The organism is Teichococcus wenyumeiae (assembly GCF_003696345.1).
Taxonomy (GTDB): Bacteria; Pseudomonadota; Alphaproteobacteria; order Acetobacterales; family Acetobacteraceae; genus Pseudoroseomonas; species Pseudoroseomonas wenyumeiae.
In genome coordinates this window covers 531801-557755 of record NZ_RFLX01000001.1, presented here as the reverse complement: position 1 = coordinate 557755, position 25955 = coordinate 531801, and the positions used below count along the sequence as shown (strand labels likewise).

Below are 25955 nucleotides of genomic sequence, written 5' to 3'. Positions count from 1 at the left end.
GCGCGCCATGGTCATCCGCATCCGCGACAAGGCCGATCTCTGGACGCTGCTGATGCCGCCCACCGTCTGGGCGCTGCATTTCCTGTTCTGCTACCTCGTCGCCGCCGTCCATTGCGCCAAGAAGGGCGGCATCAACCTGGCCGAGCCTTCCTCCGGCGCCAGCTTCGCGCCGCTGGCCGAGGTGCGGCCGCTGGTGGCGATCGGCACGGCGGTGGCGCTGGCGCTGATCGTGGTCTCCGCCTGGCAGGCCTGGCGCCACTGGGGCGCCGGCACCGAGGACCCGCCGCATGACGCCGCCACGCCCGAGGACCGGCAGCACTTCCTGGGCCTCGCCACCCTTCTGCTCTCCGGGCTCAGCTTCGCCAGCGTCATCTTCATCGCGCTGCCCGCCTTCCTGATCACGGATTGCCGCTGATGGTGGGCACGGCGCTGCCCGCCGGGCTGCTGGTGCTGGCCCTGGCCTGGGGCGGGCCGGTCTGGCTGCTGCTGGGGCCGAGCTTCACCGGCGGCATGGTGATGCACATGGCGGTGGTGGCCGTGGCCGCGCCGCTGCTGGCGATCGGCATCGCCGGCACGCGCTGGGACCTGACGCGGCGCCACCCGGTGCTGCTGGGGCCACTGGCGGCCTCGCTGCTGGAATTCCTTGCCGTCTGGGGCTGGCACCTGCCGGGGCCGCATGAGGCCGCACGCGCCGCCTTCCCCTTCCTGGTGCTGGAACAGGGCTCCTTCCTGCTGAGCGGGCTGCTGGTCTGGCTTTCCTGCCTCGGCGCCGAGGGGGAGCGGCGCGGCGGCGGCATCCTCGGGCTGCTGCTGACCTCGATGCACATGACGCTGCTGGGCGCGCTGCTGACCCTGGCCCCCCGCCCGCTCTACGACCACGAGGCCTGCCTGGGCCTGACGGTACTGGAGGACCAGAGCCTGGGCGGCGTGGTGATGCTGCTGGTGGGCGGCGCCGCCTATCTGGCCGGCGGGCTGATCCTGGCCGCCCGGCTGCTGGGCCCGGAGCGGGAGGACCAAGCCGCATGCTGATCCGCATCACCTGGCGCCGCGCCATCCTGACCCTGCTGGTCCTGGCGGCCGGCGCGCTGCTCTTCGCCTGGTCGGGGATCTTCAATATCGCGGCCTCGGGCGGGCACTGGGCCATCACCAACTGGGTGCTGCACGGGGTGATGCGCAATTCCGTCCGCACCCATTCCCTGCTGGTGGAAGCGCCGCCGCCGCTGGACGACATTGCCCTGAAGGCACGCGGCGCCGGCCACTATGCCAGCGGCTGCGCCCCCTGCCATGGCGCGCCGGGGGAGCCGCAGAACCCCATCATCCAGCGCAGCACGCCCCACCCGCCGGATTTCTCCGAGAGCCTGGACGACTGGACGCCGAAGGAGCTGTTCCGCATCGTCCAGCACGGCGTGCGCTACACCGGCATGCCCGCCTGGATCGTGCCGGAGCGGCGGGACGAGGTCTGGGCCATGGTGGCCTTCCTGGAAGCCCTGCGCGACATGGAGCCGGAGGAATACCGCCGCCTGGCCTATGGCGCCGAGGCGCCACGGCAGCCGCCCGGCTCCAGTGCCGGCATCGGCGGGCTGGGCACGCCGCCGGCCGAGGTGCTGGCCGATTGCGCCCGCTGCCACAACCGCGACGGCCAGGGGCGCGACGGCGCCGCCTTCCCCGTCATCGCCGGGCAGAACGAGGCCTACCTGCTGCAGGCGCTGCGCGCCTTCGCCGATGGCAGCCGCCACAGCGGCATCATGCAGCCCCCGGCCGCGCGGGCGGGCGACGAGGCCCTGCGCGCCCTGGCCGCCCACTATGCCGCCCAGCCGCGCCAGCCGGTGCCGCAGAGCTTCGACCCCGCCCTGCTGGCGGAGGGCGAACGGATCGCCCGCCAGGGCATGCCGGAGAACCAGGTCCCCGCCTGCCTTTCCTGCCACGGGGCAGAGGCGCTGGCGCGCAACCCGTCCTGGCCCCGGCTGGATGGACAGCATGCGCCCTATCTGGAGGGGCAGTTGGCCTTGTGGCGGGAAGGCCTGCGCGGCGGCGGCCCTTACCACCGCATCATGCAGACCGTGGCCAGCCGCCTGACGCCGGAGCAGGCCCACGCCGTCTCTGCTTGGTTCGCCTCGCAGGGCGGCGGCGAGTAAGGGGCCGCGCCCGCCGCCTTCAGGTGGTGGACCAGCTCGAGGTGCCGCTGCCGCCCGCCGGCTGCGCCAGCGGCGCCCGGCGCTTGCGCTCCGCCAGGATGGCCACCGTCACCAGCGCGCCGATCATGCCGACATGCTCGGTGGCAGTGTGGAAGGCGACCAGGCCGCGCTCCCCTTCCAGGCTCCAGAAGTGGTGCACCAGCGGGATGGTGAGCGCGGTGAAGATGCCCAGCGCTCCCGCCCCCAGCCAGGTCCAGCGGTTCAGGATGACCAGGGCCGAGCCGCCGAGCTGGACGATGATGACGGCGATGTTGAACAGCACCGGCGGGTTGAGGCCGAACATGGCCATCTCCGCCACACCGCCCTGGAAGTCGATCAGCTTGGCCAGGCCGCTGCCCCAGAAGGGGAAGCACAGCAGGATGCGGGCGATGGCTTCCACCGCCCCGTTGTTCAGGATCGAACGGATCATCGGATGTTTCCCCCGGCCCCGACCGGGCATGAAAAAACCGCCCCCGGGGTCCGGGGGCGGTTGTCTCATGGTTCCACGTGAAACGGAAGTTCGTTAGCGGCCCGTCATGATCCGCTCGACCAGCTGCTTCACCGAGGGGATGAAGCCGTTCGAGTAGAAGGGGTCCTGCCCGAAACGGTAGGCGTTATGCCCGGCGAACATCAGGTTGTGGTCGATCGGGCCGCCATGGGCGATGTCCTGCAGCGTCTTCTGGATGCAGAAGGAGCGCGGGTCGGCCTTCTTGCCGTTGGTGTAGTCCGGCCCATGCTGCGTCCAGTTGGAGAAGCGGCAGTGGCTCAGGCAGCCCATGCAGTCGGTCTGGTCCTTCAGGATCTCCCGCGCATTCTCGGGCGTCACGAAGACCAGGGTATTGTCCGGGGTGCGCAGCGCCTCGGTGAAGCCGGCGGCTTCCCAGTTGTGCACGCGCTCCAGGTCGCCCGGCGCCAGCCAGACCAGGCGCTTGCGCGGGCCCACGCCGTATTCGGCGGTGTGCTCGCCGACCGGCTCGGGGCTGATCGCCACCTGCCGCTCGTTGCGGGCCTCCAGGTCGCGCAGGAAGTCGTTGCGCACGGCCGAGGAATAGAAGCCGGTGGGCGAGAAGGGCTGCAGCAGCACGTCGCCGGGCTGCAAGGTCAGCAGCTTCTGCTTCCAGGCATCGCCGATCGGGCTTTCCTGCGTCACCAGCGGCCGGGTGCCGAACTGGAAGGCGATGGGGCCGAGTTCCGGATTGTCGATCCAGTCCTCCCATTCCTCCAGCCACCAGACGCCGCCGGCCATGATGATCGGCACGTCGCCCAGGCCGAACTGCCGCATCTGCTGCCGCAGCTTCAGCACCCGCTCATAGGGCGCCTCGGGCTTGTTCGGGTCCTCGGAATTGGACAGGCCGTTATGGCCGCCGGCCAGCCAGGGGTCCTCGTAGACCACGCCGCCCAGCAGTTCCGAGACCTTGGAATAGGAACGCTTCCACAGCGCCGTGAAGGCACGGCCGGAGGAGACGATGGGATAATAGAAGACATTGAACTCGCGCGAGATCTCCGCGAGCTTGTAGGGCATGCCGGCACCGCAGGTGATGCCGTTGATGAGGCCCCTGGCCCCTTCCAGCACGCCACGCAGGATGCGCTCGGCGCCGCCCATCTCCCACAACACGTTCATGTGGATGCGGCCCTGGCCATTGGCCCGCTCATAGGCCTCGCGCGCCTGGGTGATGCCGCCGGAGATGCCGTAGGCCACCAGCTCCTCATGCCGCGCCACGCGGGTACGGCCGCTGTAGACCTGGCGGATGACATTGCCTTCGGCATCGTAGCTGTCGGCATTGACGCCGGAGAAGGTGCCGACGCCGCCGGCGCCCGCCCATTCGCCACAGGAGGCTCCAGTTGAGACGGCCACGCCCTTGCCGCCTTCCACCAGCGGCAGCACATCCACCCCACCCATCCGGATCGCGTTGATCGCTTTCAAAGCCGTTCGCCGTTCCTGTGGTTAAAAAACATTGATATTTCATACCATGCATGGGCCCTGCCTGTCGAAGGCACGGACACCTTGCATGAAGCCCGCCATTTGGCCCGGCGCCGCATATGTTTCAACGGTTTTCAGGGCCCATCACGCGAAACGGCGGGGCGTCGCCACCCCGCCGCCAGTCATGCTTGAGCTTGGGGGCGGCTGACCGCCGCCCCTGCCGGCCAAGCCTCAGTCGCGGTGCGGGCGGCGCTCACGGCGCTCGCGGCGCTCGCCGCGCGGCTCGCCACGGTCGCCGCCATTCTCGCCTTCCTCACGCGGGCGGCGGGCGCCGACCTGCTCGGAGATATCGGCGCCGCTGGCCTGGTCCACCACGCGCATGGACAGCTTGACCTTGCCGCGGTCGTCGAAGCCGAGGACCTTCACCTTCACCTTGTCACCGACATTGACGATGTCGCCGGTCTTGTTGACCCGCTCATTCGCCAGTTCGGAGATATGGACCAGGCCGTCCTTGGCGCCGAGGAAGTTCACGAAGGCGCCGAAATCGGCGGTCTTCACCACGGTGCCGGTGTAGATCTGGCCGATCTCGGGCTCGGCCACGATGCCGCGGATGCGGTCGATGGCGGCCTGGGTGGCCTCCGGGGAGGTGGCCGCGATCTTGATCGTGCCGTCATCCTCGATGTCGATCTTGGTGCCGGTGGTCTCGACGATGTCGCGGATCACCTTGCCACCGGTGCCGATCACTTCGCGGATCTTGTCCTTGGGGACGTTGATCACGGTGATCTTCGGCGCATTGCCGGCCACGTCGCTGCGCGCGCCGGACAGGCCCTTGGCCATCTCGCCCAGGATGTGGAGACGGCCCTGCTTGGCCTGCTCCAGCGCGATCTTCATGATCTCCGGCGTGATGGACGTGATCTTGATGTCCATCTGCAGCGCGGTGATGCCCTGCTCGGAACCGGCCACCTTGAAGTCCATGTCGCCGAGGTGATCCTCGTCGCCCAGGATGTCGGTCAGGACCGCGAAGCCCTTGTCTTCCTTGATCAGGCCCATGGCGATGCCGGCGCAGGGGCGCTTCAGCGGCGCGCCCGCGTCCATCAGCGACAGCGAGGTGCCGCAGACGGTGGCCATGGAGGAGGAGCCGTTGCTCTCCGTGATCTCGGACACGACGCGCATCGTGTACGGGAAGGCCGCCTTCTCCGGCAGCAGCGGACGGATGGCGCGCCAGGCGAGCTTGCCATGGCCAACCTCGCGGCGGCCCGGGCTGCCCATCCGGCCCGTCTCGTTCACCGAGTAGGGGGGGAAGTTGTAGTGCAGCATGAAGTTCTCGCGGTACTCGCCCGCGAGCTGGTCGATGATCTGCTCATCCTGGCCGGTACCGAGGGTCGCCACGCAGAGCGCCTGCGTCTCGCCACGGGTGAACAGCGCGGAACCATGGGCGCGCGGCAGCACGCCGACCTCGGCCACGATCGGGCGCACGGTCTTGGTGTCGCGGCCGTCGATGCGCATGCCGGTGTCGAGGATGGCGTTGCGCACCACCGTCGCTTCCAGGTCCTTGAGCAGGCCCTTGGCCATGGCGGCCTCGTCCTCGCTCAGCTGCGCCAGGATCGCCTTCTTGGCCTCGCCCACCTTGCCCTGGCGGACCAGCTTCTGGGTCTCCTTGTAGGCCTCGGCGATGGAAGCGCTGCCCAGTTCGGCCAGCTTCTTCTTCAGCGCGACCGTCTCGGCGGATTCCTCCGGCAGGTCCCAGGGCTCCTTCGCGGCCTTCTCGGCCAGCTCGATGATGCCCTGGATCACCGGCTGGAAGCCGGCATGGCCGAAGGTCACCGCGCCCAGCATGACCTCTTCCGAGAGCTCATGCGCCTCGGACTCGACCATCAGCACGCCTTCCTCGGTGCCGGCGAGCACCAGGTCCAGCTGCGACTGCTTGATCTGCTCCAGCGTCGGGTTCAGCACGTACTGGCCGTCGATATAGCCGACGCGGGCGGCGGCGACGGGGCCGAAGAACGGGATGCCCGACAGCGTCAGCGCGGCGGAGCAACCCACCAGCGCCACGATGTCCGGGCTGTTCTCCATGTCATGCGACAGCACGGTCGCGATGACCTGCACCTCGTTGCGGAACCCTTCCGGGAACAGCGGGCGCAGCGGGCGGTCGATCAGGCGGGAGATCAGGGTCTCGGCCTCGGAGGGACGGCCCTCGCGCTTGAAGAAGCCGCCCGGGATCTTGCCGGCCGCGAAGGCCTTTTCCTGGTAGTTCACCGTCAGCGGGAAGAAGTCCTGGCCCGGCTTCACGCTGCGGGCGCCAACCACGGTGCAGAGCACGATGGTGTCGCCCAGGCGGGCCATCACGGCACCATCGGCCTGGCGGGCGATCTTGCCCGTCTCCAGCGTCAGGGTCTTGCCGCCCCAGTTAATGTCCTTGCGGAAGTAATTGTCGAACATGCAACGTCCTTGCGTCGCGGCGGCGGTGCTCGGCACCACCAGCCGTTCGGCCCGCCGGATTGCCGGCAGGCCCCTCTTGTTCGCGCGACGCGGGATACCCCGGAAACCAGCCGTCCGGTCCGCCCCAATTGTTGTCGGGAGGATGCCGGCGTCTCGGGCGGCATGGATGGCCGCGGGGCTGCCGCGGAACGCACCATGTGGCCGGAAACGCCGCCACGACCGGTTGGTCGCGTAACAGCTTGGTCAACCGTGGCCCCGCTCACGCTCGCGGGTCCAGCCCACCCGCATCATCTGCGGATCGACTGCGCGCCTTATGGACCGGTGATGGCTGGGATACAAACAAAATGCTTGCGGAAGCCTGGGCCAGAGGGGGCAGCGGCCCCTCTGGACACCCTGCCGGGGTGGGAAGTCCCCCCCCCGACCCCGCTGTTCATTTTCATGAAATGCCCTTGATTCCAAAGGCAGCGACCGTCACCTGCGGGCCAGCATCGAAACGACCACGCAGGCTGAGGCCTCAGCCGCCAGAGGTCGATAACCTCCCGCGCGACCACAGTGTCAGATGTTCCAAACGGATGGCGCGGTCTGAGGTGACACGGCCACCCAGTGGGGGTCAGGGGGCGGCGCCCTCTGGCCTTGCTCAGGCCTGCACGGCCAGCGCGGTGTCGTAATCCGCCTCGGTCTTCTGCCGCACTTCTTCCTCGGTGACGCCCGGCGCCAGTTCCACCAGGGTCATCCGCCCCAGGGCGCGGTCGATGGCGAAGACGGCGAGTTCCGTCACCACCATGTCCACCACGGCCTTGCCGGTCAGCGGCAGGGTGCACTGCTTCAGCAGCTTGGGCTTGCCGCCGGCGGTGTGCTCCATCAGCACCACCACCTTCTTCACCCCGGCGACGAGGTCCATGGCCCCGCCCATGCCCTTCACCATCTTGCCCGGGATCATCCAGTTGGCGAGGTCGCCGTTCTGGGCCACCTGCAGGGCGCCGAGGATCGAGATGTCGATATGCCCGCCGCGGATCATGGCGAAGCTGGTGGCGCTGTCGAAGAAGGAGGTGGTGGGCAGCGCCGTGACGGTCTGCTTGCCGGCATTGATCAGGTCCGGGTCCTCGTCCCCCTCATAGGGGAAGGGGCCCATGCCCAGCATGCCGTTCTCGGATTGCAGCTGCACCGAGATGCCGTCCGGGATGTGGTTGGCCACCAGGGTCGGGATGCCGATGCCGAGGTTGACGTAGAAGCCGTCCTCCAGCTCGCGCGCGGCGCGGGCGGCCATGTCGTCGCGGGTCCAGGCCATGTCTCTGTCTCCCCTTAAGCCACGCTCTCGGCGCCGGCGGCCGAGGTATTCGCATTGGGCGGGATGGCGTCGGTGATCCGCTTGCGCACGGTGCGCTGCTCGATCCGCTTCTCGTAGTTGGCGGGCAGCTTGACGATGCGCTTCACGTAGATGCCGGGGGTGTGGATGTGGTCGGGGTCGATCTGCCCGGGCTCCACAAGCTCCTCCACCTGCACCACCGTCACCTTGGCGGCCGTCGCCATCATCGGGTTGAAGTTGCGGGCGGTCTTGCGGAAGACGAGGTTGCCCTCGGTATCGGCCTTCCAGGCATGGATGATGGCGAGGTCGGCCATGATGCCGCGCTCCATCACGTAATGCTGGCCGTCGAACTCGCGCGTCTCCTTCCCTTCCGCCACGGCGGTGCCGTAGCCGGTCTTGGTGAAGAAGGCGGGGATGCCGGCGCCGCCGGCGCGGATGCGCTCGGCCAGGGTGCCCTGCGGGTTGAACTCGATCTCCAGCTCGCCCGCCAGGTACTGCTTCGCGAATGTCGCGTTCTCACCCACGTAGGAAGAGATCATCTTGCGGATCTGCCGCGTCTCCAGCAGCAGGCCGAGGCCAGCGCCGTCAATGCCGGCATTGTTGGAGACCACGGTCAGGTCCTTCACGCCCGAATCCCGGATCGCCTCGATCAGCGCGGCGGGAATGCCGCTGAGACCGAAGCCGCCGGAATGGATCAGCATGCCGTCGCGCAGCAGGCCATCCAGTGCCGTGCGCGCATCGGGGTAGACTTTCCGCATTGGGGTTAGCTCCCTCTCTCCCTGGTCGGACACCACGCTAGAGGTGGTGGCGGGGGCCGGGAAGGGGCGCCGAGGCGCTCGTCAAAAAGAGCTGAAAGATTTCTGCCGGGGGGGCTTGCGTGGCCCTTGGGGCGAAGTTATACCCCGCCACCGCTTCGAAAGAGGCGAACGACTACAAAGACTACGGGGCCATAGCTCAGTTGGTAGAGCGCTTGAATGGCATTCAAGAGGTCAGGGGTTCGACTCCCCTTGGCTCCACCAGATTTCCCGAACAGGGCGCCCGGCAGCGGGCGCCCTGTTCTGTTTTGTGCCCTCCGGAGGCCGCCGCATGAGCCGCGAACCGCACGACCTGCATGAAAGGGCGCTGCGCGACCGCGCGGTGCGCGCCGCCCGGGGCCAGGCGCCCTTCGATGTGCTGATCACCGGCGCCACCCTGGCCGATATGGCCACCGGGGAATTGCGCCCCGCCGATATCGGGCTGGTCGGGCCGCTGGTGGCCAGTGTCCATGCCCCCGGCACGCGCGCCGACGCGGCCTCGGTTCTGGATGCCGCCGGGCTGATCGCCGCCCCCGGGCTGATCGACGCGCATATGCATATCGAAAGCTCGATGGTGACGCCGCGCCGCTATGCCGAGGCCGTGGTGCCCGCCGGCACCACCACCGTCTGCTGGGACCCGCATGAGCTGGGCAATGTTTCCGGCCTCCCCGGCGTGCGCTGGGCGGTGGAGGCGATGCGCGGCCTGCCGCTGCGCGCCCTGGTGCTGGCGCCCTCCTGCGTTCCCTCCGCCCCCGGGCTGGAGCGTGCCGGCGCCGATTTCGGCCCGGCCAAGCTGGAAGAAATGCTCTCCTGGCCCGAGGTCGCGGGCGTGGCCGAGGTCATGGACATGCGCGGCGTGCTGGACCGCAGCCCCCGCATGGCAGGCATCGTCGGCGCCGGGCTCGACGCGGAGAAGCTGGTCTGCGGCCATGCCCGCAGCCTGACCGGCCCCGACCTCCAGGCTTTCGCGAGTGCCGGCATCGGCTCCGACCACGAGGTCGTCTCGGCCGAGGACCTGCTGGAAAAGCTGCGCGCCGGCTTCACGGTGGAGCTGCGCGGTAGCCACGACTACCTGTTGCCGGATGCGGTGAAGGCCCTGGCCACCCTGCCCCACCTGCCGCAGACCCTGGTGCTCTGCACCGACGATGTCTTCCCCGACGACCTCGCGGAGAAGGGCGGCATGATCGACCTGCTGCGCCGGCTGGTGCGCTACGGCATGCCGCCGATGCAGGCCCTGCGCGCCGCCACGCTGCATGCCGCGACGCGCATCAACCGCCCCGACCTCGGCCTGATCGCCCCCGGCCGCCGTGCCGACCTGATGCTGCTGGACGGGCTGGAGACACTGGGCGTTGCGCATGTCTTCGCCTCCGGCCAGCACGTGGCCGAGGCCGGGCGCCTGCGCGCGCCCCTGCCGCCCGAGCACCCCGCCGGCCCGCTGCGCAACACCATGAAGCTGGCGCCCCTGGCGGCGGAGGATTTCCTGATCCGCGCCCCCGGCCCCCGCGCCACCCTGCGCACCGCCGTGAACCCGCGTTTCACGCAATGGGGCCAGGCCGAGGTGGCGGTGGTGGATGGCATCGCCCAGTTGCCGGAGGACGGTATCCTGATGGCCGTGATCCACCGCCACGGCCTGGCGCCCGCCACCCCCGTGCTCGGCGTGCTGCAAGGCTGGAGCCGCTGGCGCGGTGCCCTGGCCACCACGGTGGCGCATGATTCCCATAACCTCTGCGTCTTCGGCCGTGGCCCCGAAGACCTCGCTGCCGCCGCCAATGCGGTGATCGCGGCGGGCGGCGGCATGGCGGTGGCGCAGGGCGGCGCGGTGACGGCGCTGCTGCCGCTGCCGATCTGCGGCCTCGTCTCCGATGCGCCGGTAGAAGAAGTGGCGGAAGCCTTCCGTGCCCTGAAGGCAGCGGCCGACGGGATCGCGGACTGGAAGCCGCCTTATCTGGTGTTCAAGGCGATCGTGGGCGCGTCGCTGGCCTGCAACGCCGGGCCGCATGTGACGGACCTGGGTGTGGCGGATGGGGCGACGGGGGAACTGATCCCTGCGGCGCTGGTGGAAGCCTGAGGCTGGGGCGCTGACCCCGCGAACGTATACGTTCGCGCCCGCCGGGGTGACGGTGCCACCCCGGACCCAGCCGTCAGTTTGGAGGGGGCTTCACAGATCAGCGTCGCGCTGCGGGGATTCTGAAAGTCACAAGGGCTGAGCCCATGGTCGCCGAGGGTCCAAGACCCTCGGCGGAACCAACCGCTTATTCATGGCGGGGTCTGGGGTGACACTGTCACCCCAGCGGGGGTGTCCAGAGGGCGGCGCCCCTTCTGGCCCCGGCCGGAAGCTCCTAGCGATCCCAGGCCGGCGCGAAGTCCGGGTTCACCATGCGCTGGTCCTTGGGCAGCGCGTCGATAGCCGCCACGTCCTCGGCGGTCAGCTTGGCGGCCAGGGGAACGGCGTCCAGGTTTTCCTGCTGGGTCTGCTGGCGGCTGGCCTTGGGGATGGGCACCACGCCCTGCTGCCGCAGCAGCCAGGCCAGGGCCACCTGGGTCGCAGTGGCGCCATACTTGGCGCCGATGCCCTTCAGCACCGGGTCTTCCTGCAGGGAGCCCTTGGCCAGCGGCGTATAGGCTTCCAGCACGATCTGGCGCGGCTGGCACCAGTCCAGCAGCTTCTTCTGGGACAGCAGCACGTGGTATTCCACCTGCAGCGCCGCCGGGGTCTCGCCCATTTCCTCCAGCTTGCGCATCAGCGCCACGGGGAAGTTGGCCACACCCCAGGCGCGGATCAGGCCGCTGGACTGCGCCGCCTTCAGCACCTTCACGGCGCCTTCCAGGTCCATGGCGGGCTTCGGCCAGTGGATCAGGAAGAGGTCCAGGTAGTCCGTGCCCAGCCGGTTCAGCGAGCCTTCCAGGGAGCGGTGCAGCGGCTCCGGCTCCAGGTTGTCCCACCAGACCTTGCTGGTGACGAAGAGATCCCCGCGCGGCACGCCGCCGGCCTTGATGGCGGCGCCGACCTCCACCTCGTTCTCGTAGCGCGCGGCCGTGTCCAGGTGCCGGTAGCCGAGGCCGATGGCGCGCTCGATCGCCTTCTGGCCCTCGGAGCCGGTCAGCTTGAAGGTGCCCAGGCCGAGCTTCGGGATGGCGAGGCGGGGCGTGGTCTCGACGGGGATGCTCATGCGGGGCGTTACCTCTTGGACAGATCGACCAGCCCGGCGAATCCGGACTCGGTGCCGAAAGCGATCTGAGTCCCTGCCGGGTTCCAGGCCAAGGCGGAAATCGCGCCACGGCCCGGCGCCGCCACCGGCACCACCTTGCCGGAGCCGATCTCGGCCATCAGCACCAGCCCGTCGTCGAAGCCGGCGGCCACCACCTCATGCTGCGGGTGGCAGGCGACCTGGGTGCAGAGCACGCCGTCGCCGCCCGCCAGTTCCACCGGCGGCTTGCCCATCGGCCCGCCGGCGAAGAAGGGCCAGAGCACGATGCAATCGGCGCCCGCCGTCGCCAGCCAGCGCCCCTTGCCGGTGAAGGAGACCGACTTGATCTTGGTGGCATAGCCGGACATCCGCATGTCCTGCGCATCCGACAGCCGCCAGCCATGCAGGGCATTCTCCTGCATGGTGGTGACGACATGGGTGCCGTCGGGGCTGAACCAGACGCCCTGGTGGCTCCCCTTCCAGGGCAGCACCTTGGCGGTGCCGTCCTTGCTGTTGGCGAACCAGAGGCTGGCGCCGTTGTAATGCGCCACGGCCACCCGCTTGCCCTTGGCATCGAAGGCGATGCCGCCGACGGAGGACGGGTGTTCCAGCTTGCGGAACAGCTTGCCGTCCTTGCCAAACAGATGCACCGCCTTGCCGACCGAGGCGGCGCGCAGCCCGTCCGGGTGGCTGGCCACGTTGTCCACCCACTTCATGGTGCCGAGCTTGGCGAATTCCTCCACCTTGCCGTCATTGGCGATGCGGGCCACCAGCCCGTCATCGCCGCCGGACAGGAAGCCGCTGGCGACATCGGGCACCATGGAAAGGCAGGCGCCGTCATGCACCTCGACCTTGTTCCACTCACCCGTGATGTCGGTGGTGGAGGCGATGCGCATGGTGCCGTCGCCCAGGGCGAAGGCAGCCGCCTTGCCGTCGCGGGAAAAGGCGGCGCCGATCACCCAGGCGCCGAGCTCGTCGCCCTTGCCGCGCGAGGTCAGCAGGAAATCGGCGTCGGATACCGTCTCGCTCATGCCGCCACGCAGCTCTCGAAGCCGCGGCGCAGGCGCGGGCGGTTCAGGTCACGGCCGATGAAGACGATCTTGGACTTGCGCGCAGACCCTTCCGGCCAGGGGCCGATGTAGTCCCCATCCGCGATCATGTGCACGGCCTGGAAGGCGAAGCGGTCTTCCTGGCCCTTGAAGTTCAGCACGCCCTTGGTGCGCAGCAGGTCCTGGCCCTTGCTCTGCAGCAGCTCGCCGATCCAGGCGTTGAACTTGTTCTCGTCCAGCGGCTCCGACACCTCGAAGGACAGACTCATGATGTCCTCGTTGTGGGAGTGGTTGTCCTCGCCGGAGAGGAACTCGGGCTCGCGCTCCAGGATGCGGTCGAGCTTGAAGGCCTCGCGGCCCATCACGGCCTCGATCGGCACCTCTGACTTGGTGGCGCGGCGGATCTCCGCGTAGGGGTTGATGGCGCGGATGCGGCGCTCGACCTCGGCGGCCTCCTCCTCCGTCACCAGGTCCATCTTGTTCAGGACCACGATGTCGGCGAAGGCGATCTGGCTGGCCGCCTCCTTGCTGTCCGCCAGCCGGGCGGCGAGGTTCTTGGCGTCCACCAGCGTGACGATGGCGTCCAGATGCGTGGCGCGCTTGACGTCCTCGTCCATGTAGAAGGTCTGGGCCACGGGCGCGGGGTCCGCCAGGCCGGTGGTCTCGACGATGATGCCGTCGAACTTCTGCCGGCGCTTCATCAGGTTGCCCAGGATGCGCACGAGGTCGCCGCGCACGGTGCAGCAGATGCAGCCGTTGTTCATCTCGAAGACTTCCTCGTCGGCATCGATGACGAGGTCGTTGTCCACGCCGAGCTCACCGAACTCGTTGATGACCACGGCGTATTTCTTGCCGTGCTCCTCGGAGAGGATGCGGTTCAGCAGCGTGGTCTTGCCGGCGCCGAGATAGCCGGTCAGCACGGTGACGGGGACGGTGGTATCGGCGGTATCGCTCATGGGGTCAGTCTCCCTCCCAAGGGTGGGGCCTTTGTTCGGGCTGTTATATGATACGCTTCCCCCCGCAGGTCACGGGGGCACGGGTCTGCTATTCCCGCGGCGGAGAAGACCGGGGGAATGAATTCCCCCGTACCCCCATCTTTTTCCTGCGGGTTCACGGGTGGGCCTGCGGCCGCACCCCAGACTCGAAGAAAGAAGAAGGGGGCCCGGGGGAATTCATTCCCCCGGCCTTTCCCCCGCCCCCGGCAACCCCTGGCACAGCACCGCCCATTCCCGCCGCAGCATGGCCAGCACGGCGGGCGCGGCAGGGTTTTCCCCGTCTTCCCGCCAGGCCAGCACCAGTTCCGCCGCCGGCGCCACCGGCCCCGGCAGGGGGCGCAGCAGCACGCCGTCCGGCCGCAGCAGCCCGGCGGCTTCGGGCACCACGGCGATGCCGAGGCCCGCACCGACCAGCGCCAGGATGGAATGCGTCTGGCTGATGAACTGCACCCGCGCCGGCGCGGTGCCGGAGACCTGGAACAGGCCCATCACCAGATCGTGCAGGTAGCGGCCTTCCGCCGGGGGGTAGGTGATCAGCGGTTCCTCCGCCAGTTCGGCGATGCCCCAGCCTTCCTGCGCCAGCAGCGGGTGGCTCTGCGGCAGGGCCAGCAGCAGCGGCTCCCGCTGCAGCCGGGCGGTGCGGATGCCGGGGCGGCGGGCCATGGGGCGCAGCAGCGCCAGGTCGATCCGCCCGGCCTGGAGCGCCTCGAGCTGTTCCAGCGAGACCATCTCGCGCAGGTCCAGCTCCACATCCGGCAGCGCGGCGCGGATCAGCCCCACCAGTCGCGGCAGCACGCCGTAGCCGGAGGCGGCGGTGAAGCCGATGGTGATCCGCCCGCTCTGCCCCTGGGCGATGCGGCGGGCATGCAGCGTGGCGCGCTCGGCCAGCCGCAGCATGCGGCGGGCGTCGCGCAGGAAGGCCTCGCCCGCCGGGGTCAGCCGTACGGCGCGGTTGCCGCGCAGCAGCAGCGCCACGCCCAGCGTGTGTTCCAGCAACTGGATCTGCCGGCTCAACGGCGGCTGGGTCATGTTCAGCCGGGCGGCGGCGCGATGGAAATGCAGTTCCTCCGCCACGGCCACGAAGCAGCGAAGCTGGGTGAAGGCGAACATTGATCCAGATTCCGTATCGGCCGATGCCGAGAACAGCTTGGACCGGTATCGGCACGACCGCCTAGAGCGGAAAGCAGAAGGCCCGCTACAGCCGGGCCCGCACGGGAGAACGAACCATGGATCGCCGTAGCCTGCTGCGTGCCACGCTTGCCGCCACGGCCTTGTCGCCGCTGGCCGCGCCCGCGCTGCGGGCGCAGGGCTTCGACCACCCGCTGCGCGTGATCGTGCCGAACGCGCCGGGCGGCACCAGCGACATCCTGGCCCGCCTGCTGGGGCCGGAGCTGACCAAGGCCATCGGCCAGTCGGTGGTGGTGGAGAACCGCACCGGCGCCGCCGGCAATATCGGCGCCGACTTCGTGGCCAAGTCCGCGCCGGACGGGCACACGCTGCTGCTGATGGATGTCTCGACGCTGGCCATCAACCCGGCGCTGTTTCCGCGCATGCCCTTCGATGTGCAGAAGGACCTCGCGCCGGTCTCCATGATCATCTACGCGCCCTATCTGGCGGCGGCGCGGAATACCCTGCCGGCCAAGAACGCGGCGGAACTGGCGGCCTATGCCAAGTCCAAGGGCGTCAACATCGCCAATGCCGGCGTCGGCAGCCTGACGCACCTGACCTCGGTCGAGGTCGGCTCCGCCCTGGGCGGGGAGATCACGCATGTGCCCTATCGCGGCGGCGCGCCAGCGTTGCTGGCGGTGGCCTCGGGCGAGGCCGACATGATCATCAACGGCGCCACCGCCACGCAGAGCTATGTCACCAGCAACCAGATGCGCGGCATCGCCGTCTCCGGCCCGAAGCGGCTGGCGGCGCTGCCGGATGTGCCCACCTTCCGCGAGGTCGGCTGGCCGATGCCCGATGCCGGCACCTGGCAGGGGCTGATGGTGCAGGGCAATACCCCGCGCCCGCTGGTGCAGCGGCTGGAAGTGGCGCTGCGCGAGGCGGTGGCGCAGCCCACCATCGCGGCCAAGCTGGCCGAGCTGGGCGGCGAGCCGCGCACGGAAGGGCCGGAGGCCTTCCGCGCCTGGCTGGCCAGCAGCGCCACGGAATTCGGCGAGGTGGTCCGCAAGCACAACATCAAGCCCGAATGAACACGGCGCTGACGGCCCTGCGCCGCACCCCCGCCGCGCTCTCTGCCTTCGCGGCGGCCCTGTTCGAGGCCGCCGGCATGGAGCGGGAGAAGGCCGAAAGCATCGGCCGCATCCTGGTGCTGACGGACATGATGGGCCGCCGCACCCATGGCTTGGCGCAATGCGGCAACTACCTGGAGGAAGTCGCCAAGGGCGGCATGGCCACCACCGGCCAGCCCGAGGTGCTGCGCGACACCGGTTCCACCGTGGTCTGGGACGGCGGCTACCGCCCCGGTCTCTGGCTGGTGGAACAGGCCATGGCGCTGGGCTTCGGGCGGCTGCGGGAACACGGCACCTTCACGCTGGCGATGCGCCGCAGCCACCATATCGGCTGCCTCGCCGCCCTGGCGAAGCAGGCGACGGACCGGGGGCTGTTCGTGATGCTGGCTTCCTCCGGCCCGCATAGCAAAATCGTGGCGCCTTTCGGCGGGCGGGAGGCGCTGTTCAGCCCCAATCCCTTCGCGGTGGGCTTCCCCACCGGCGCGGCGCCGGTGCTGGTGGATATCTCCGCCTCCATCACCACGGTGTCGATGACGCGGCAGAAGGCGGCGGCGGGGGAACAGTTCGAGCATCCCTGGCTGCTGGATGCCGCCGGCCGCCCCACCCGCGACCCGAATGCCATGGGCTCTGGCGGCGGCAGCCTGATGCTGCTGGGCGGCGAGGAAGCCGGCCACAAGGGCTTCGGCCTGGCCCTGATGGTGGAGGCACTGACCCAGGGCCTCGCCGGCCATGGCCGGCGCGACGCGCCAGGCCGCTGGGGCGCCAGCGTCTATCTGCAACTGATCAACCCCGAGGCCTTCGCCGGGCGCGAGGCCTTCGTGGCGCAGACGGATTTCCTGGCGGAAGCCTGCCGCGCCAATACGCCCATCGACCTGGACCGCCCGGTGCGCCTGCCCGGCGAGCAGGCCAGCCGCCTGATCGCCCAGGCGGAGCGCGAGGGGCTGGAGATTCCCGACACGGTCGCGCGCGGCCTGCGGGACTGGGCCGGGCGGCTGGGGGTGGATGCAGCGTTGCTGGCCTAGTGTCCGCTTGCCGGCGCATGCACAAAGGTCTAGCTGACGCCCTGTCCAACAGGGGAAATGTCGTGGCGCAGACCACAGGAATGAAGCACCGCCAGGTGTCGCGCTGGGCCATGATGCTGGCGCTCGGCCTGGCGCTGCCGCTCGGCTCCGCGCTGGCGGCCGACCCCTCTCCCGCCTCGGGCAATCCGAAGCAGCGCCCCGCCGGAAGCACCGCCGCCTGCCGCAGCGGCACCGTCGCCCTGCGGGCGGAGGATGCCGCCACCACGCCGCCGCTGCGCCCGGGCGAGCCGGTCTGCCTGCGGCTGCGCTCGCGGCAATCGGCCTTCTTCCGCGTCGCGCCGGAGGTGGGGCCCTTCTACACCGTCTCCACCCGCGCGCTGGGGCGGGACACCGACACGGTGCTCGCGCTGCTGGACAGCCAGGGCCGCAGCCTGGCCGAGGATGACGACGGCGGCAGCGAGAACCTGGCCTCCAGCATCGAGGCCGGGCCCGAGCTGGGCGCCACCCTGCTGCGCGCCGGCACGCTGGATGGCCAGGGCGGCAATTTCGAGCTGGTGCTGGTACGCGACGAGCCCCGCCCGCCCCCCAATTTCCCGGTCAGCCTCGTTCAGGCGGCGGGCCAGCCGGCGCTGACGCCCGGGCAGGAGCTGCGCCTGCGGCTGCGCCGCGGCCAGAGCGCCTATTTCGCCCTGCCGGCCGGGCGGGAGGGGCTGGTGGCCCGCACCCTCGACCTGGAAGGCGAGACCGACACCACCCTCACCCTGCTGGATGCCAATGGTACGCAGCTGGACGAGGACGACGACGGCGCCGGCGGCAATGCCTCGGCCCTGCCGCTGGACGGGGCGCCGGCGGGCCCGATCTTTCTGCGCGTCTCCATCCTGGGCAATACCAGCGGCAGCTTCAGCCTGGCGCTGCGGCAGGAACCGCCGCCGCCGCCGCCCGACTTCCCCACCAGCCTGGAGGAAGCGCGGCAGCAGGGCCCGCTGGCGGCCGGCAGCACGCGCCCCATCACGCTGCGCCGGCGGCAGCAGGCGGTCTTCGCCCTGCCGCCCGGCGAGTCGCTGATGATCCATACCCGCAACCTCAGCAATGGCACCGACACGGTGCTGGCGCTGCTGGACCAGGACGGGGACGTGGTGGCGGAGGATGACGACGGCGGCGCCGGCTTCGCCTCCAGCCTCGCCACCGCCAAGGCATCGGGTCCGGCCGCTTTTGTGCGCGCCACCACGCTGAACAGCGGCCCGGGCCAGTTCGACCTTGTGCTGCGCGCCGTCGGCGGCGGCGCCAGGGCGGTCAGCCAGGCCGGCAGCATCGAGGAAGCGGCGCGCCGCCCCACCCTGCTGCCGGGCGAGGCCGTGGCGGTGCGGCTGGAGGCCGGGCAGGCGGCGGTCTTCGGCCTGCCGCAGGATGGCCACCCCGTGCAGGCCCTGACCTTCGACCTGCAGGACGGCGCCGATACGGTGCTGGAGCTGCTGGATGCCGATGGCCAGGTGCTGGAGCAGAACGACGATGCCGATGGCGGCCTCGCCTCCCGGCTGCTGGCCGGGCCGCAACCGCGCCCGGCCTTCCTGCGCGCCACCGGCAATGAGGGCGCGGCGGCGGCTTTCTCGCTGGTGATCGTCCGCCCCGCGCGCTGAGAAGGCAGGCGGCGGGGCCGGGGCGGCTCAGGCCGGCTCGGCCTCCCGCTCCGCCCACATGGCCTGGAAGGCCGGGCGGGCCTGGCAGGCGGCGAGCCAGTCCCGCACCGCCGGCTGGGCCGCGAAGAGCTCCGGCATGCCCTGGGCGTAGCGCACCACTTCCGCCACGTTCAGGTCGGCCACCGTGAAGCGCCCGCCCACCAGCCAGCCGCCGCCGGCACGCAGCGCATCGGCCAGGATGGCGAAATAGCGGTGCAGGCCGGGCAGCTCACGTTCCACGGCCTCGCCGCCCGCGCGGGTCGAGAGCGCCTGTTCCTCGATCGAGGTCACGGCCCAGAAGCTCCACATGGTGGCCAGCGCCTCTTCCGCCACATCGCGCGGGGCCAGCGGGCCGCCGTGCTTGCGGGCGAGGTAGAGCGTGATGGCCATGCTCTCGTGCAGCACAAGCCCGTCATCCTCGATGGAGGGGACGTGGCCGTTCGGGTTGATGGCCCGGAAGGCGGGAGAGGTGGTGTTCAGCGGCGCATCGGGGGCCGCCGGGTCCGGCAGGCGGTAGCCCTGGATGACGGGGACGTGGCGGTATTCCAGCCCCAGTTCCTTCGCCAGCCAGACAGGACGCGAGGCGCGCGAGCGCAGCACGCCGTAAATCGTCAGGGCCATGGATGATCCTCGGTTGTTGTTCAGCCGAGGATGCGGCCGATCACCTGCGCCGTATAGTCCACCACCGGAATCACCCGGCCGTAGTTGATGCGCGTCGGGCCGATGACGCCGATGGCGCCGACGATCCGCTCCTCCCCGTTGCGGAAGGGCGCCACCACCATGGAAAGGCCGGCGCTGTCGAAGAGCCCGCTCTCGGCGCCGATGAAGATCTGCACCCCCTGCCCGCGCTGGGACAGTTCCAGCAGCCGCAGCATGGTTTCCTGCGCTTCCAGCCGCTCGAACAGCGCCTGGATCTCCTGCACGCGGGCCAGCTCGTCGAGGTTCTCCAGCAGCTTGGCCTGTCCGCGCAGGATCAGCGAGCCGCCACCGCCGCCGGCCCAGGTGGCGAGGCCCGCCTGGATGACCTGCTGGCTCAGCGCGTCCAGCGCGGTGCGGTTGGCCTCGATCTCCTGCGCCACCAGGGCGCGGGTTTCTTCCAGCGTGCGGCCGGAGAGGCGGTTGTTGATGAAGTTGGAGGCCTGGGTGAAGGCGGAGGGCGGCAGGCCGGCCGGCACCTCGATGACGCGGTTCTCCACCTGCCCATGGGCATTGACCAGCACCACCAGCGCCCGGCCGGGGGAAAGCGCCACGAATTCGATATGCTTGATCGGCGCCTCGGTCTTGGGCGCCACCACCAGCCCGGCGGCACCGGCCAGGCCGGAGAGCATCTGCCCCGCTTCCGACAGCGTTTCCTCGTAGGAGCGGCCGGAGGCGGCGCAGCGCGTCGCGATGGCCTCCCGCTCGGTATCCGTCAGGTCGCCGAATTCCAGCAGACCGTCGACAAAGAGCCGCAGCCCCTGCTCGGTCGGCAGCCGCCCGGCCGAGGTATGCGGCGCATAAAGCAGCCCCGCTTCCTCCAGGTCCGCCATGGCATTGCGGATGGTGGCGGGGGAGAGCGCCTGCGGCAGCCGGCGGGACAGGGTGCGGGAGCCCACGGGCTCCCCGGTTTCCACATAAAGCTCCACCACCTGCCGCAGAATGGCGGCGCCGCGGCTGTCCAGCCCCGGCAGCATCGCGGTGCCGCCCAGGTCACGCGGCAGCATGCCTCGGGAAAAGCCGGCGCGGGAGAAAGGTGGCGGGCCCAACGTGTGAAACCCCTTGCGATCAAAGGAAAACGCTAGGCACCGGGGGGGTGCCGCGTCAAGCGCTGGCGCGGCAGGCTTCAACGCTTCGTGCAGTTTATGAGGCACAGGCTGCAACACCTTGTCACATCGTCGCCATGATAGGGTTGCAAACATGTGGCCAAGAAGGCCGCGAGCTTGGCCTTTCCCATTTTGGACGGAGCATGAGGTCGCATGACGGATACCCCGCCCAACCGCCTCTGGCCCCTGGCCCTGATGGGCTGGCTGGCCGCCTTCCCTCCCGCGGGCCGGGAGGCCGCCGCGGCGCAGCCGCCGGAAGCGTCCCGCTATGAAAGCGGCGCGCCCGGCAGCCGCACCGCCTGGCTGCGGGATGCGCGGGCGCTCTATGCCCCGCTTTCGGCGCCGGAACGCGCAGCCATCCGCCGCCGCAGGCGGCGGGGCGCACCATGATGAGCCTGCCAGCCCTGAATGGGCTGGTGGCTACCGTTCTGCTCTTCTCGCTGCTGGCCGGGGTTTTGGGGCTGATGCTGGACCGCGCCGCCCGCGCCCCCGGGCTCGCCACCGCCGCCGTGGCCGTGCTGGTCTTCGGCCTGTCCTGGGGCGGATTGCTGCTGCTGGGAGAGTGAAGGAGGCTGCCGGGGCCAAGAGGGTGGACATTCCATCCGGACCCCGCTGTGAGTTTCAGGCCGGGGGCTGAAGGACGTGGCGCTGCGCGGTTCGCCAGCGCCGGACTTCAAAAAACCACGCGGGCTGCAGCCGTAGCCGCCAGAAGCCATGCCCCCCTGCGGAACCACCGTTCCGAAAGTCCAAAAAACAGAGGGCGGGGTCTGGGGTGACACTGTCACCCCAGCGGGGTCCAGGGGCAGCGCCCCTGGCCTTGCCTCAGAGCCCGGCGATCAGCGCATCCGCCACGGCCGCGACCTGCCCTTCATCCAGATAGGGATGCATCGGCAGCGACAGCACGCGCTCGCACAGGCTTTCGCTGGTGCTCAGCACCGGGCCGTTCGGCAGGCCGGCGGCATGGGCGGCGGCATAGGCCGGTTGGTGGTGCAACGGCTTCGGGTAGTAGATGGCACTGGGCACGCCGCGCTGCTTCATCGCCGCCATCACGCGGTCCCGCGTCGCGGCATCGGGCAGGATCACGGTGTAGAGGCCCCAGGCGGATTGCGCGCCGGGGCGCTCGCGCGGCACCACAACGTGGTTGGCCAGGCGCTCGGCATACCAGCCGGCGATGCGGGTGCGGGAGGCCAGTTCCTGTTCCAGCAGCGGCAGCTTGCAGAGCAGGATGGCGGCCTGGATGGTGTCCAGGCGGCCGTTCATGCCGGTGCGCTCCACCTCGTAGCGGGTCTTGCCCTCGCCATGGGTGCGCAGCGAGCGATACAGCTCCGCCCGGTCGGCATCATTGGTCAGGATGGCGCCGCCGTCGCCGTAGCAGCCCAGCGTCTTGGTCGGGTAGAAGCTCAGCGCCGTGGCATCGGCCCAGGCGCCGAGGCGCTTGCCATCCAGCGCGCCGCCGAAGGCCTGAGCGGCGTCATCGAGCGCGAACATGCCCTCTGCGCGGCAGATCTCCAGGATCGCGGGCCAGTCGGCGGGCAGGCCATAGAGGTCCACGCCCACCACGGCGCGGGGGCGCAGCTTGCCCTGCTCCTTCACCAGCGTGATGCGGCGCTTGAGGTCGGCGATGTCGATGTTGAAGCCGTCCTCGGCCACATCGACGAAAACCGGCGTGGCGCCCAGCACCAGCGGCACCTCGGCAGTGGCGGTATAGGTGAAGGCAGGCAGGAAGACGGCATCGCCCGGGCCGATCTTCTCGGCCATCATGGCGATCTGCAGCGCATCGGTGCCGGAAGAAACGCCGACGGCATGCCTGGCGCCGGCGAAGGCGGCCAGCTTTTCCTCGACCTCCCGCACCTCGGGGCCGTTCACGAAGGCGCCGCTGTCCAGCACCTTGGCGATCCGGGTGTTCATCTCCGCGCGGATCAGCGCCTGCTGCGCCTTCATGTCAAAGAGGGAAATCGGGCGCGCGGTGGTCTCGGTGGTCATGGTTCGGATCGCTCCGGCAAACGCGATGTCGGGCCTGGGCCCGCGAGGGGCTCAGGCCTGGATGACGCGGTGATAGGCCGAGCCGGGGGTGATTGGGAAATCACCAGCGGTTTCAACTTGCAACGGCTCCAGCCTGACCGCCGCGTCGCGGTAGACGCCGCGCGTATCCACCACCAGGGGCGCATGGGCGCGCACCAAGGCGAAGTCGATGCCGGGCTGCGGCGTCACCACCAGCACGGCATCCTGCGCCGCCAGCAGTTCCGGGGTCAGCTCCTGGCTTTCCAGGTCCGGCGCCTCACCGCCCAGGCGGCGGGTGACGGGGAAGCGCGGCACCAGCGGGTCGTGGTAGCGGATCTCGGCCCGCCGCTCCTCCAACAGGCGGAAGATCTCCACCGCCGGGCTTTCGCGCGTGTCGGGCACGCCGGGCTTGTAGGCCAGCCCCAGCAGCAGCACGCGGGCGCCGCGCAGCGTGCGGCCGCGGGCTTCCAGCGCGTCGCGCAGCCGGTCCACCACGTAATGCGGCATGGCGTCGTTCACCCGCCCGGCCAGTTCCACGAAGTCGGACGGCACGCCCAGCTCCCGCGCCTTCCAGGCGAGGTAATAGGGGTCGACGGGGATGCAGTGGCCGCCGAGGCCGGGGCCGGGCCGGAAGGGCATGAAGCCGAAGGGCTTTGTCTGCGCCGCGTCGATCACCTCATGCACGTCGAGATGCAGGGCGTGGCTGATGCGCTTCAGCTCGTTCACCAGGCCGATATTCACGGCGCGGAAGACGTTTTCGTAGAGCTTGGTCAGCTCCGCCGCCGCCAGCGAGGTCATGGGCACCAGATGCGGCGTGGCGGCGCCGTAGAGCGCCATCGCCACCTCCAGGCAAGCCGGAGTCGCGCCCGCGACCAGCTTGGGCACGCGGCCGAAGGTGCCGTCCGGGTTGCCGGGGTCCTCGCGCTCCGGGCTGTAGCAGGCGAAGGCATCGAGGCCGACGCGCAGCCCCGCCGCCGCCAGGGCGGGCAGAACGAAATCCTCGGTGGTGCCGGGATAGGTGGTGCTTTCCAGCACGATGGCCTGCCCCTGCCGCAGATGCGGCGCGAGGGAGGCGAGCGTCTGCGCCACCGGCTCCAGGATCGGTTCCTTGTGCGGGCCGACGGGGGTGGGGACGCAGATCAGGATGGCGTCGCAGTCCCGCGCGGCGGCGAAATCGCCATGCGCCGCGACGCGCGCCGCTGCCACGCGCCCATCGGCGATGCCATGCACCGGGCTGCGCCCGGCATTGATGGCCTCCACCTTGGCCGCGTCGATATCGAAGCCCGAGACAGGAAAGCCGCATTCGGCGAAACGCAGCGCCAGCGGCAGCCCGGCATAGCCCAGCCCGACCACGCCGATGCGCGCTTCCCTGGTGTGAATGCGCGCGGCCAGCGCCCGGGCTGTGTCCATTCGGCTATCCGCCTTCGGTGTTGTGGTCGAATTCCGGCACCAGCCGGGCCAGCTGCGCCAGCGCCGCCTCCCGGTTGCCCTCGCGGGCATAGGCCGCGATCTGGTCGATGGCCGCGCCCATCTGCGCCGCGTCGGCGGTGCGCGGCGTCGCCACCAGCAGGCCGGGGAACTGGGTGGGGCGCGGCGGCTCCTGCCCGTGGAAGAGTTCCTCGAAGAGCTTCTCGCCGGGGCGGAGGCCAGTGAAGCGGATCTCCACATCCTCGTCCGGCCGCAGGCCGGCCAGGCGGATCATGCGCCGCGCCATGTCCACGATCTTCACCGGCTTGCCCATGTCGAGCACGAAGATGCCGCCATCGGCCAGTTCGGGCGGCTGGTCGGCGCGGTCCTCGGCGCCGACGACGCTGGCCTGCAGCACCAGCCCCACGGCTTCCCGCACCGTCATGAAGTAGCGGCGCATGTCGGGATGGGTCACGGTCAGCGGCCCGCCGCGCTCCAACTGCCGGCGGAACAGCGGCACGACCGAGCCGGTGGAGCCCAGCACATTGCCGAAGCGCACGGTGACGCAGCGCATGGGGGCCTGGTTGCCCTTGGCTCCGTGCCGCGCCTCCATGTCCAGCGCCTGGCAGTACATCTCCGCCAGGCGCTTGGAGGCGCCCATCACGCTGGTCGGGTTCACCGCCTTGTCGGTGGAGATGAAGACCATGGCGCGGCAGCCCACGGCGCGGGCGGCATCGGCGATGACGCGGGTGCCCAGCGCATTGGTCAGCAGACCTTCCAGCGGGTCGTTCTCCACCATCGGCACGTGCTTCAGCGCGGCGGCGTGGAAGACCAGCTCGGGCCGCACCTCCTCCATCAGCCGGCCGATGCGCTCAGCATCGCGCACATCGGCCAGCACGGCGCGGCGCGGTACGCCGGGATGCAGTTCCGTCAGCTCCAGGTCGATGCCGTAGAGGGCGAATTCGCCATGGTCCAGCAGCGTCAGCTGCGAGGGGCCGAGCGCCGCCACCTGCCGCGCCAGCTCGCCGCCGATGGTGCCGCCGGCGCCGGTGACCAGCACGCGCCGACCCTGCACCAGCCGCGCCATACCCTCGCGGTCCAGCGGCACCTGCGGGCGGTCCAGCAGTTCCTCGATGGCCACGGGGCGCAGGTCGAAGCGGCGGTTGCCGGTACTGGCGGTCTGGCGCGTGGCGGGGTCGAGGCGCGTCAGGCGCGGGGCGCGGCTGACCGGCACGCCATGGCGGTCGGCGGCGTCCAGCACGTCTTCCAGCGCCTCGCCATGCAGGTCGGGGTCGGCCAGGACCAGCGCGGCGGGCAGGCGGTCGGCGGCGCGCAGGCGGTCCAGCAGCGCGCCCGCATCCTCGATGGCGCCGAGGATGGGATAACCGTGGATGCGGCGCCCGGCGGCGCGGGAGCGCGGCGCCAGGATGCCCATGACGCGGTAGCCCGGCGCCCGCTGCTGGATCAGCGCGCGGATGAAGAGGTCGGCGGCATCGCCGGTGCCCAACAGCAGCACCGGCTGGGCCGGGGCCTCGGAGAGGCGGCCGACGCGGTGCGTCTGGCTCAGCCGCCCCAGCACGCGCGGCAACAGCAGGGCGGCGGACAGGATGCCCGCATAGAGCAGCGGAAAGGCCGGATTGGGCGAGACCCAGGCACCGATGGCGTGGGAGGCCACGGAAAAGATGGCCGCGCCGCCGATTCCGGCGCCGATCACGCCCACCAGGTCCTTCAGCGCGACGAAGCGCAGGTACTGCTGCGGCAGCCGCAGCGGCAGCCCGGCCAGCAGCAGCGAGGCCACGGCCCCCGGCACCGCGCCTGCCCACCAGCCCGGAGAAGGCCAGGCGCCGGGCGCCGCCGCCCAGACCGCGACGGGCAGCGAGGCCGCCGTCAGCGCGGCGTCGAGCCCAAGATTCAGAAGGATGCGTTGGGTGGCCATAACGGCGG

23 protein-coding genes and 1 tRNA gene are annotated in these 25955 nt (G+C 70.3%); 10 read left to right on the top strand and 14 right to left on the bottom strand.

Annotated elements, in window-relative coordinates; all coding sequences use genetic code 11:
- The first annotated feature begins 7 nt into the window (after positions 1-7).
- The 3 genes from EBE87_RS02540 to EBE87_RS02530 are packed head-to-tail and all read left to right on the top strand — an operon-like array spanning position 8 to position 2135.
- The gene (locus EBE87_RS02540) at positions 8-415 is read left to right on the top strand and encodes a hypothetical protein (protein ID WP_120638299.1); all 408 of its coding nucleotides are present in this window, start codon (positions 8-10) and stop codon (positions 413-415) included.
- Complete coding sequence (locus EBE87_RS02535; RefSeq protein ID WP_120638300.1) at positions 415-1029, top strand: cytochrome c oxidase assembly protein; 615 nt, start codon at positions 415-417, stop codon at positions 1027-1029. Before EBE87_RS02540 ends, EBE87_RS02535 begins: the two co-directional genes overlap by 1 nt.
- Positions 1023-2135 (top strand): c-type cytochrome, encoded by a 1113-nt coding sequence (locus EBE87_RS02530; RefSeq protein ID WP_120638301.1) that lies wholly within the window; start codon positions 1023-1025, stop codon positions 2133-2135. The genes EBE87_RS02535 and EBE87_RS02530 overlap by 7 nt, the downstream gene beginning before the upstream one ends.
- A 19-nt stretch (positions 2136-2154) precedes the next feature.
- Here EBE87_RS02530 and EBE87_RS02525 read toward each other — a convergent pair whose 3' ends face one another.
- The 5 genes from EBE87_RS02525 to EBE87_RS02505 all read right to left on the bottom strand — a co-directional run bounded on the left by EBE87_RS02525 (position 2155) and on the right by EBE87_RS02505 (position 8598).
- Complete coding sequence (locus EBE87_RS02525; protein WP_120638302.1) at positions 2155-2604, bottom strand: DoxX family protein; 450 nt, start codon at positions 2602-2604, stop codon at positions 2155-2157.
- 93 nt (positions 2605-2697) lie between these two features.
- Positions 2698-4098 (bottom strand): NAD(P)H-dependent flavin oxidoreductase, encoded by a 1401-nt coding sequence (locus EBE87_RS02520; RefSeq protein WP_120638303.1) that lies wholly within the window; start codon positions 4096-4098, stop codon positions 2698-2700.
- Between the two features lie 228 nt (positions 4099-4326).
- Entirely contained in the window at positions 4327-6534 is a 2208-nt protein-coding gene (pnp, locus tag EBE87_RS02515) for a polyribonucleotide nucleotidyltransferase (RefSeq protein ID WP_120638304.1), read from the bottom strand.
- Between the two features lie 637 nt (positions 6535-7171).
- Positions 7172-7822 carry a CoA transferase subunit B gene (locus EBE87_RS02510; protein ID WP_120638305.1) on the bottom strand — a complete coding sequence of 217 codons (651 nt, stop codon included), beginning with the start codon at positions 7820-7822 and terminating at the stop codon, positions 7172-7174.
- Positions 7823-7836: 14 nt separating this feature from the next.
- Positions 7837-8598 (bottom strand): CoA transferase subunit A, encoded by a 762-nt coding sequence (locus EBE87_RS02505; protein WP_120638306.1) that lies wholly within the window; start codon positions 8596-8598, stop codon positions 7837-7839.
- 185 nt (positions 8599-8783) lie between these two features.
- On the opposite strand from EBE87_RS02505, the gene EBE87_RS02500 reads away from it, so the two are divergent.
- Positions 8784-8859: transfer RNA gene (locus EBE87_RS02500), tRNA-Ala, on the top strand.
- Between the two features lie 67 nt (positions 8860-8926).
- Positions 8927-10702 carry an adenine deaminase gene (locus tag EBE87_RS02495; protein WP_120638307.1) on the top strand — a complete coding sequence of 592 codons (1776 nt, stop codon included), beginning with the start codon at positions 8927-8929 and terminating at the stop codon, positions 10700-10702.
- 271 nt (positions 10703-10973) lie between these two features.
- Here EBE87_RS02495 and EBE87_RS02490 read toward each other — a convergent pair whose 3' ends face one another.
- From EBE87_RS02490 to EBE87_RS02475, 4 genes are all read right to left on the bottom strand, one after another.
- The gene (locus EBE87_RS02490; protein WP_120638308.1) at positions 10974-11804 is read right to left on the bottom strand and encodes an aldo/keto reductase; all 831 of its coding nucleotides are present in this window, start codon (positions 11802-11804) and stop codon (positions 10974-10976) included.
- Positions 11805-11812: 8 nt separating this feature from the next.
- A complete protein-coding gene (locus EBE87_RS02485; RefSeq protein WP_120638309.1) occupies positions 11813-12853 on the bottom strand; it encodes a WD40 repeat domain-containing protein in 1041 nt (346 codons plus the stop codon).
- The gene (locus EBE87_RS02480) at positions 12850-13827 is read right to left on the bottom strand and encodes a CobW family GTP-binding protein (protein ID WP_120638310.1); all 978 of its coding nucleotides are present in this window, start codon (positions 13825-13827) and stop codon (positions 12850-12852) included. Before EBE87_RS02480 ends, EBE87_RS02485 begins: the two co-directional genes overlap by 4 nt.
- A 216-nt stretch (positions 13828-14043) precedes the next feature.
- Positions 14044-14976, bottom strand: coding sequence for a LysR substrate-binding domain-containing protein (locus tag EBE87_RS02475; protein ID WP_120638311.1), 933 nt, complete (start codon positions 14974-14976; stop codon positions 14044-14046).
- 116 nt (positions 14977-15092) lie between these two features.
- On the opposite strand from EBE87_RS02475, the gene EBE87_RS02470 reads away from it, so the two are divergent.
- The 3 genes from EBE87_RS02470 (at position 15093) to EBE87_RS02460 (ending at position 18762) form a co-directional block, all read left to right on the top strand.
- Positions 15093-16064: a Bug family tripartite tricarboxylate transporter substrate binding protein gene (locus EBE87_RS02470; RefSeq protein WP_120638312.1), complete on the top strand. Its 972-nt coding sequence runs from the start codon at positions 15093-15095 to the stop codon at positions 16062-16064.
- Positions 16061-17125, top strand: coding sequence for an Ldh family oxidoreductase (locus EBE87_RS02465; RefSeq protein ID WP_120638313.1), 1065 nt, complete (start codon positions 16061-16063; stop codon positions 17123-17125). The genes EBE87_RS02470 and EBE87_RS02465 overlap by 4 nt, the downstream gene beginning before the upstream one ends.
- Positions 17126-17187: 62 nt before the next feature.
- Positions 17188-18762 (top strand): PPC domain-containing protein, encoded by a 1575-nt coding sequence (locus EBE87_RS02460; protein ID WP_147426052.1) that lies wholly within the window; start codon positions 17188-17190, stop codon positions 18760-18762.
- Between the two features lie 27 nt (positions 18763-18789).
- On the opposite strand, the gene EBE87_RS02455 is transcribed toward EBE87_RS02460, so the two are convergent.
- Together EBE87_RS02455 and hrcA are read right to left on the bottom strand one after the other, a co-directional pair.
- Positions 18790-19422, bottom strand: a complete 633-nt coding sequence (locus EBE87_RS02455; protein WP_120638315.1) for a glutathione S-transferase family protein — start codon at positions 19420-19422, stop codon at positions 18790-18792.
- A gap of 20 nt (positions 19423-19442) precedes the next feature.
- On the bottom strand, positions 19443-20504 hold the full coding sequence (hrcA, locus tag EBE87_RS02450; RefSeq protein ID WP_120638316.1) for a heat-inducible transcriptional repressor HrcA: 1062 nt from the start codon (positions 20502-20504) through the stop codon (positions 19443-19445).
- 252 nt (positions 20505-20756) lie between these two features.
- On the opposite strand from hrcA, the gene EBE87_RS02445 reads away from it, so the two are divergent.
- Together EBE87_RS02445 and EBE87_RS02440 are read left to right on the top strand one after the other, a co-directional pair.
- A complete protein-coding gene (locus EBE87_RS02445) occupies positions 20757-20993 on the top strand; it encodes a hypothetical protein (protein WP_120638317.1) in 237 nt (78 codons plus the stop codon).
- Entirely contained in the window at positions 20990-21169 is a 180-nt protein-coding gene (locus tag EBE87_RS02440; RefSeq protein ID WP_120638318.1) for a hypothetical protein, read from the top strand. Before EBE87_RS02445 ends, EBE87_RS02440 begins: the two co-directional genes overlap by 4 nt.
- A 256-nt stretch (positions 21170-21425) precedes the next feature.
- Here EBE87_RS02440 and EBE87_RS02435 read toward each other — a convergent pair whose 3' ends face one another.
- From EBE87_RS02435 to EBE87_RS02425, 3 genes are read right to left on the bottom strand one after another with little or no spacing between them, the layout of a single operon-like run.
- Positions 21426-22586, bottom strand: a complete 1161-nt coding sequence (locus tag EBE87_RS02435; protein ID WP_120638319.1) for a DegT/DnrJ/EryC1/StrS family aminotransferase — start codon at positions 22584-22586, stop codon at positions 21426-21428.
- A 51-nt stretch (positions 22587-22637) separates the two neighbouring features.
- A complete protein-coding gene (locus tag EBE87_RS02430) occupies positions 22638-24014 on the bottom strand; it encodes a nucleotide sugar dehydrogenase (RefSeq protein WP_120638320.1) in 1377 nt (458 codons plus the stop codon).
- A gap of 4 nt (positions 24015-24018) precedes the next feature.
- Positions 24019-25947 carry a polysaccharide biosynthesis protein gene (locus EBE87_RS02425; RefSeq protein WP_120638321.1) on the bottom strand — a complete coding sequence of 643 codons (1929 nt, stop codon included), beginning with the start codon at positions 25945-25947 and terminating at the stop codon, positions 24019-24021.
- Positions 25948-25955 lie beyond the last annotated feature (8 nt).

Bases quoted from the DNA above. Each gene is read 5' to 3' on its own strand.
- EBE87_RS02480 (WP_120638310.1), bottom strand. From the start codon at position 13,827: ATGAGCGATACCGCCGATACCACCGTCCCCGTCACCGTGCTGACCGGC.
- EBE87_RS02465 (WP_120638313.1), top strand. From the start codon at position 16,061: ATGAACACGGCGCTGACGGCCCTGCGCCGCACCCCCGCCGCGCTCTCT.
- EBE87_RS02435 (WP_120638319.1), bottom strand. From the start codon at position 22,586: ATGACCACCGAGACCACCGCGCGCCCGATTTCCCTCTTTGACATGAAG.
- EBE87_RS02475 (WP_120638311.1), bottom strand. From the start codon at position 14,976: ATGTTCGCCTTCACCCAGCTTCGCTGCTTCGTGGCCGTGGCGGAGGAA.
- EBE87_RS02535 (WP_120638300.1), top strand. From the start codon at position 415: ATGGTGGGCACGGCGCTGCCCGCCGGGCTGCTGGTGCTGGCCCTGGCC.
- EBE87_RS02530 (WP_120638301.1), top strand. From the start codon at position 1,023: ATGCTGATCCGCATCACCTGGCGCCGCGCCATCCTGACCCTGCTGGTC.
- EBE87_RS02445 (WP_120638317.1), top strand. From the start codon at position 20,757: ATGACGGATACCCCGCCCAACCGCCTCTGGCCCCTGGCCCTGATGGGC.
- EBE87_RS02440 (WP_120638318.1), top strand. From the start codon at position 20,990: ATGATGAGCCTGCCAGCCCTGAATGGGCTGGTGGCTACCGTTCTGCTC.
- EBE87_RS02490 (WP_120638308.1), bottom strand. From the start codon at position 11,804: ATGAGCATCCCCGTCGAGACCACGCCCCGCCTCGCCATCCCGAAGCTC.
- EBE87_RS02495 (WP_120638307.1), top strand. From the start codon at position 8,927: ATGAGCCGCGAACCGCACGACCTGCATGAAAGGGCGCTGCGCGACCGC.
- EBE87_RS02455 (WP_120638315.1), bottom strand. From the start codon at position 19,422: ATGGCCCTGACGATTTACGGCGTGCTGCGCTCGCGCGCCTCGCGTCCT.
- EBE87_RS02470 (WP_120638312.1), top strand. From the start codon at position 15,093: ATGGATCGCCGTAGCCTGCTGCGTGCCACGCTTGCCGCCACGGCCTTG.
- EBE87_RS02510 (WP_120638305.1), bottom strand. From the start codon at position 7,822: ATGGCCTGGACCCGCGACGACATGGCCGCCCGCGCCGCGCGCGAGCTG.
- EBE87_RS02505 (WP_120638306.1), bottom strand. From the start codon at position 8,598: ATGCGGAAAGTCTACCCCGATGCGCGCACGGCACTGGATGGCCTGCTG.
- pnp (WP_120638304.1), bottom strand. From the start codon at position 6,534: ATGTTCGACAATTACTTCCGCAAGGACATTAACTGGGGCGGCAAGACC.
- EBE87_RS02425 (WP_120638321.1), bottom strand. From the start codon at position 25,947: ATGGCCACCCAACGCATCCTTCTGAATCTTGGGCTCGACGCCGCGCTG.
- EBE87_RS02430 (WP_120638320.1), bottom strand. From the start codon at position 24,014: ATGGACACAGCCCGGGCGCTGGCCGCGCGCATTCACACCAGGGAAGCG.
- hrcA (WP_120638316.1), bottom strand. From the start codon at position 20,504: ATGCTGCCGCGTGACCTGGGCGGCACCGCGATGCTGCCGGGGCTGGAC.
- EBE87_RS02540 (WP_120638299.1), top strand. From the start codon at position 8: ATGGTCATCCGCATCCGCGACAAGGCCGATCTCTGGACGCTGCTGATG.
- EBE87_RS02525 (WP_120638302.1), bottom strand. From the start codon at position 2,604: ATGATCCGTTCGATCCTGAACAACGGGGCGGTGGAAGCCATCGCCCGC.
- EBE87_RS02485 (WP_120638309.1), bottom strand. From the start codon at position 12,853: ATGAGCGAGACGGTATCCGACGCCGATTTCCTGCTGACCTCGCGCGGC.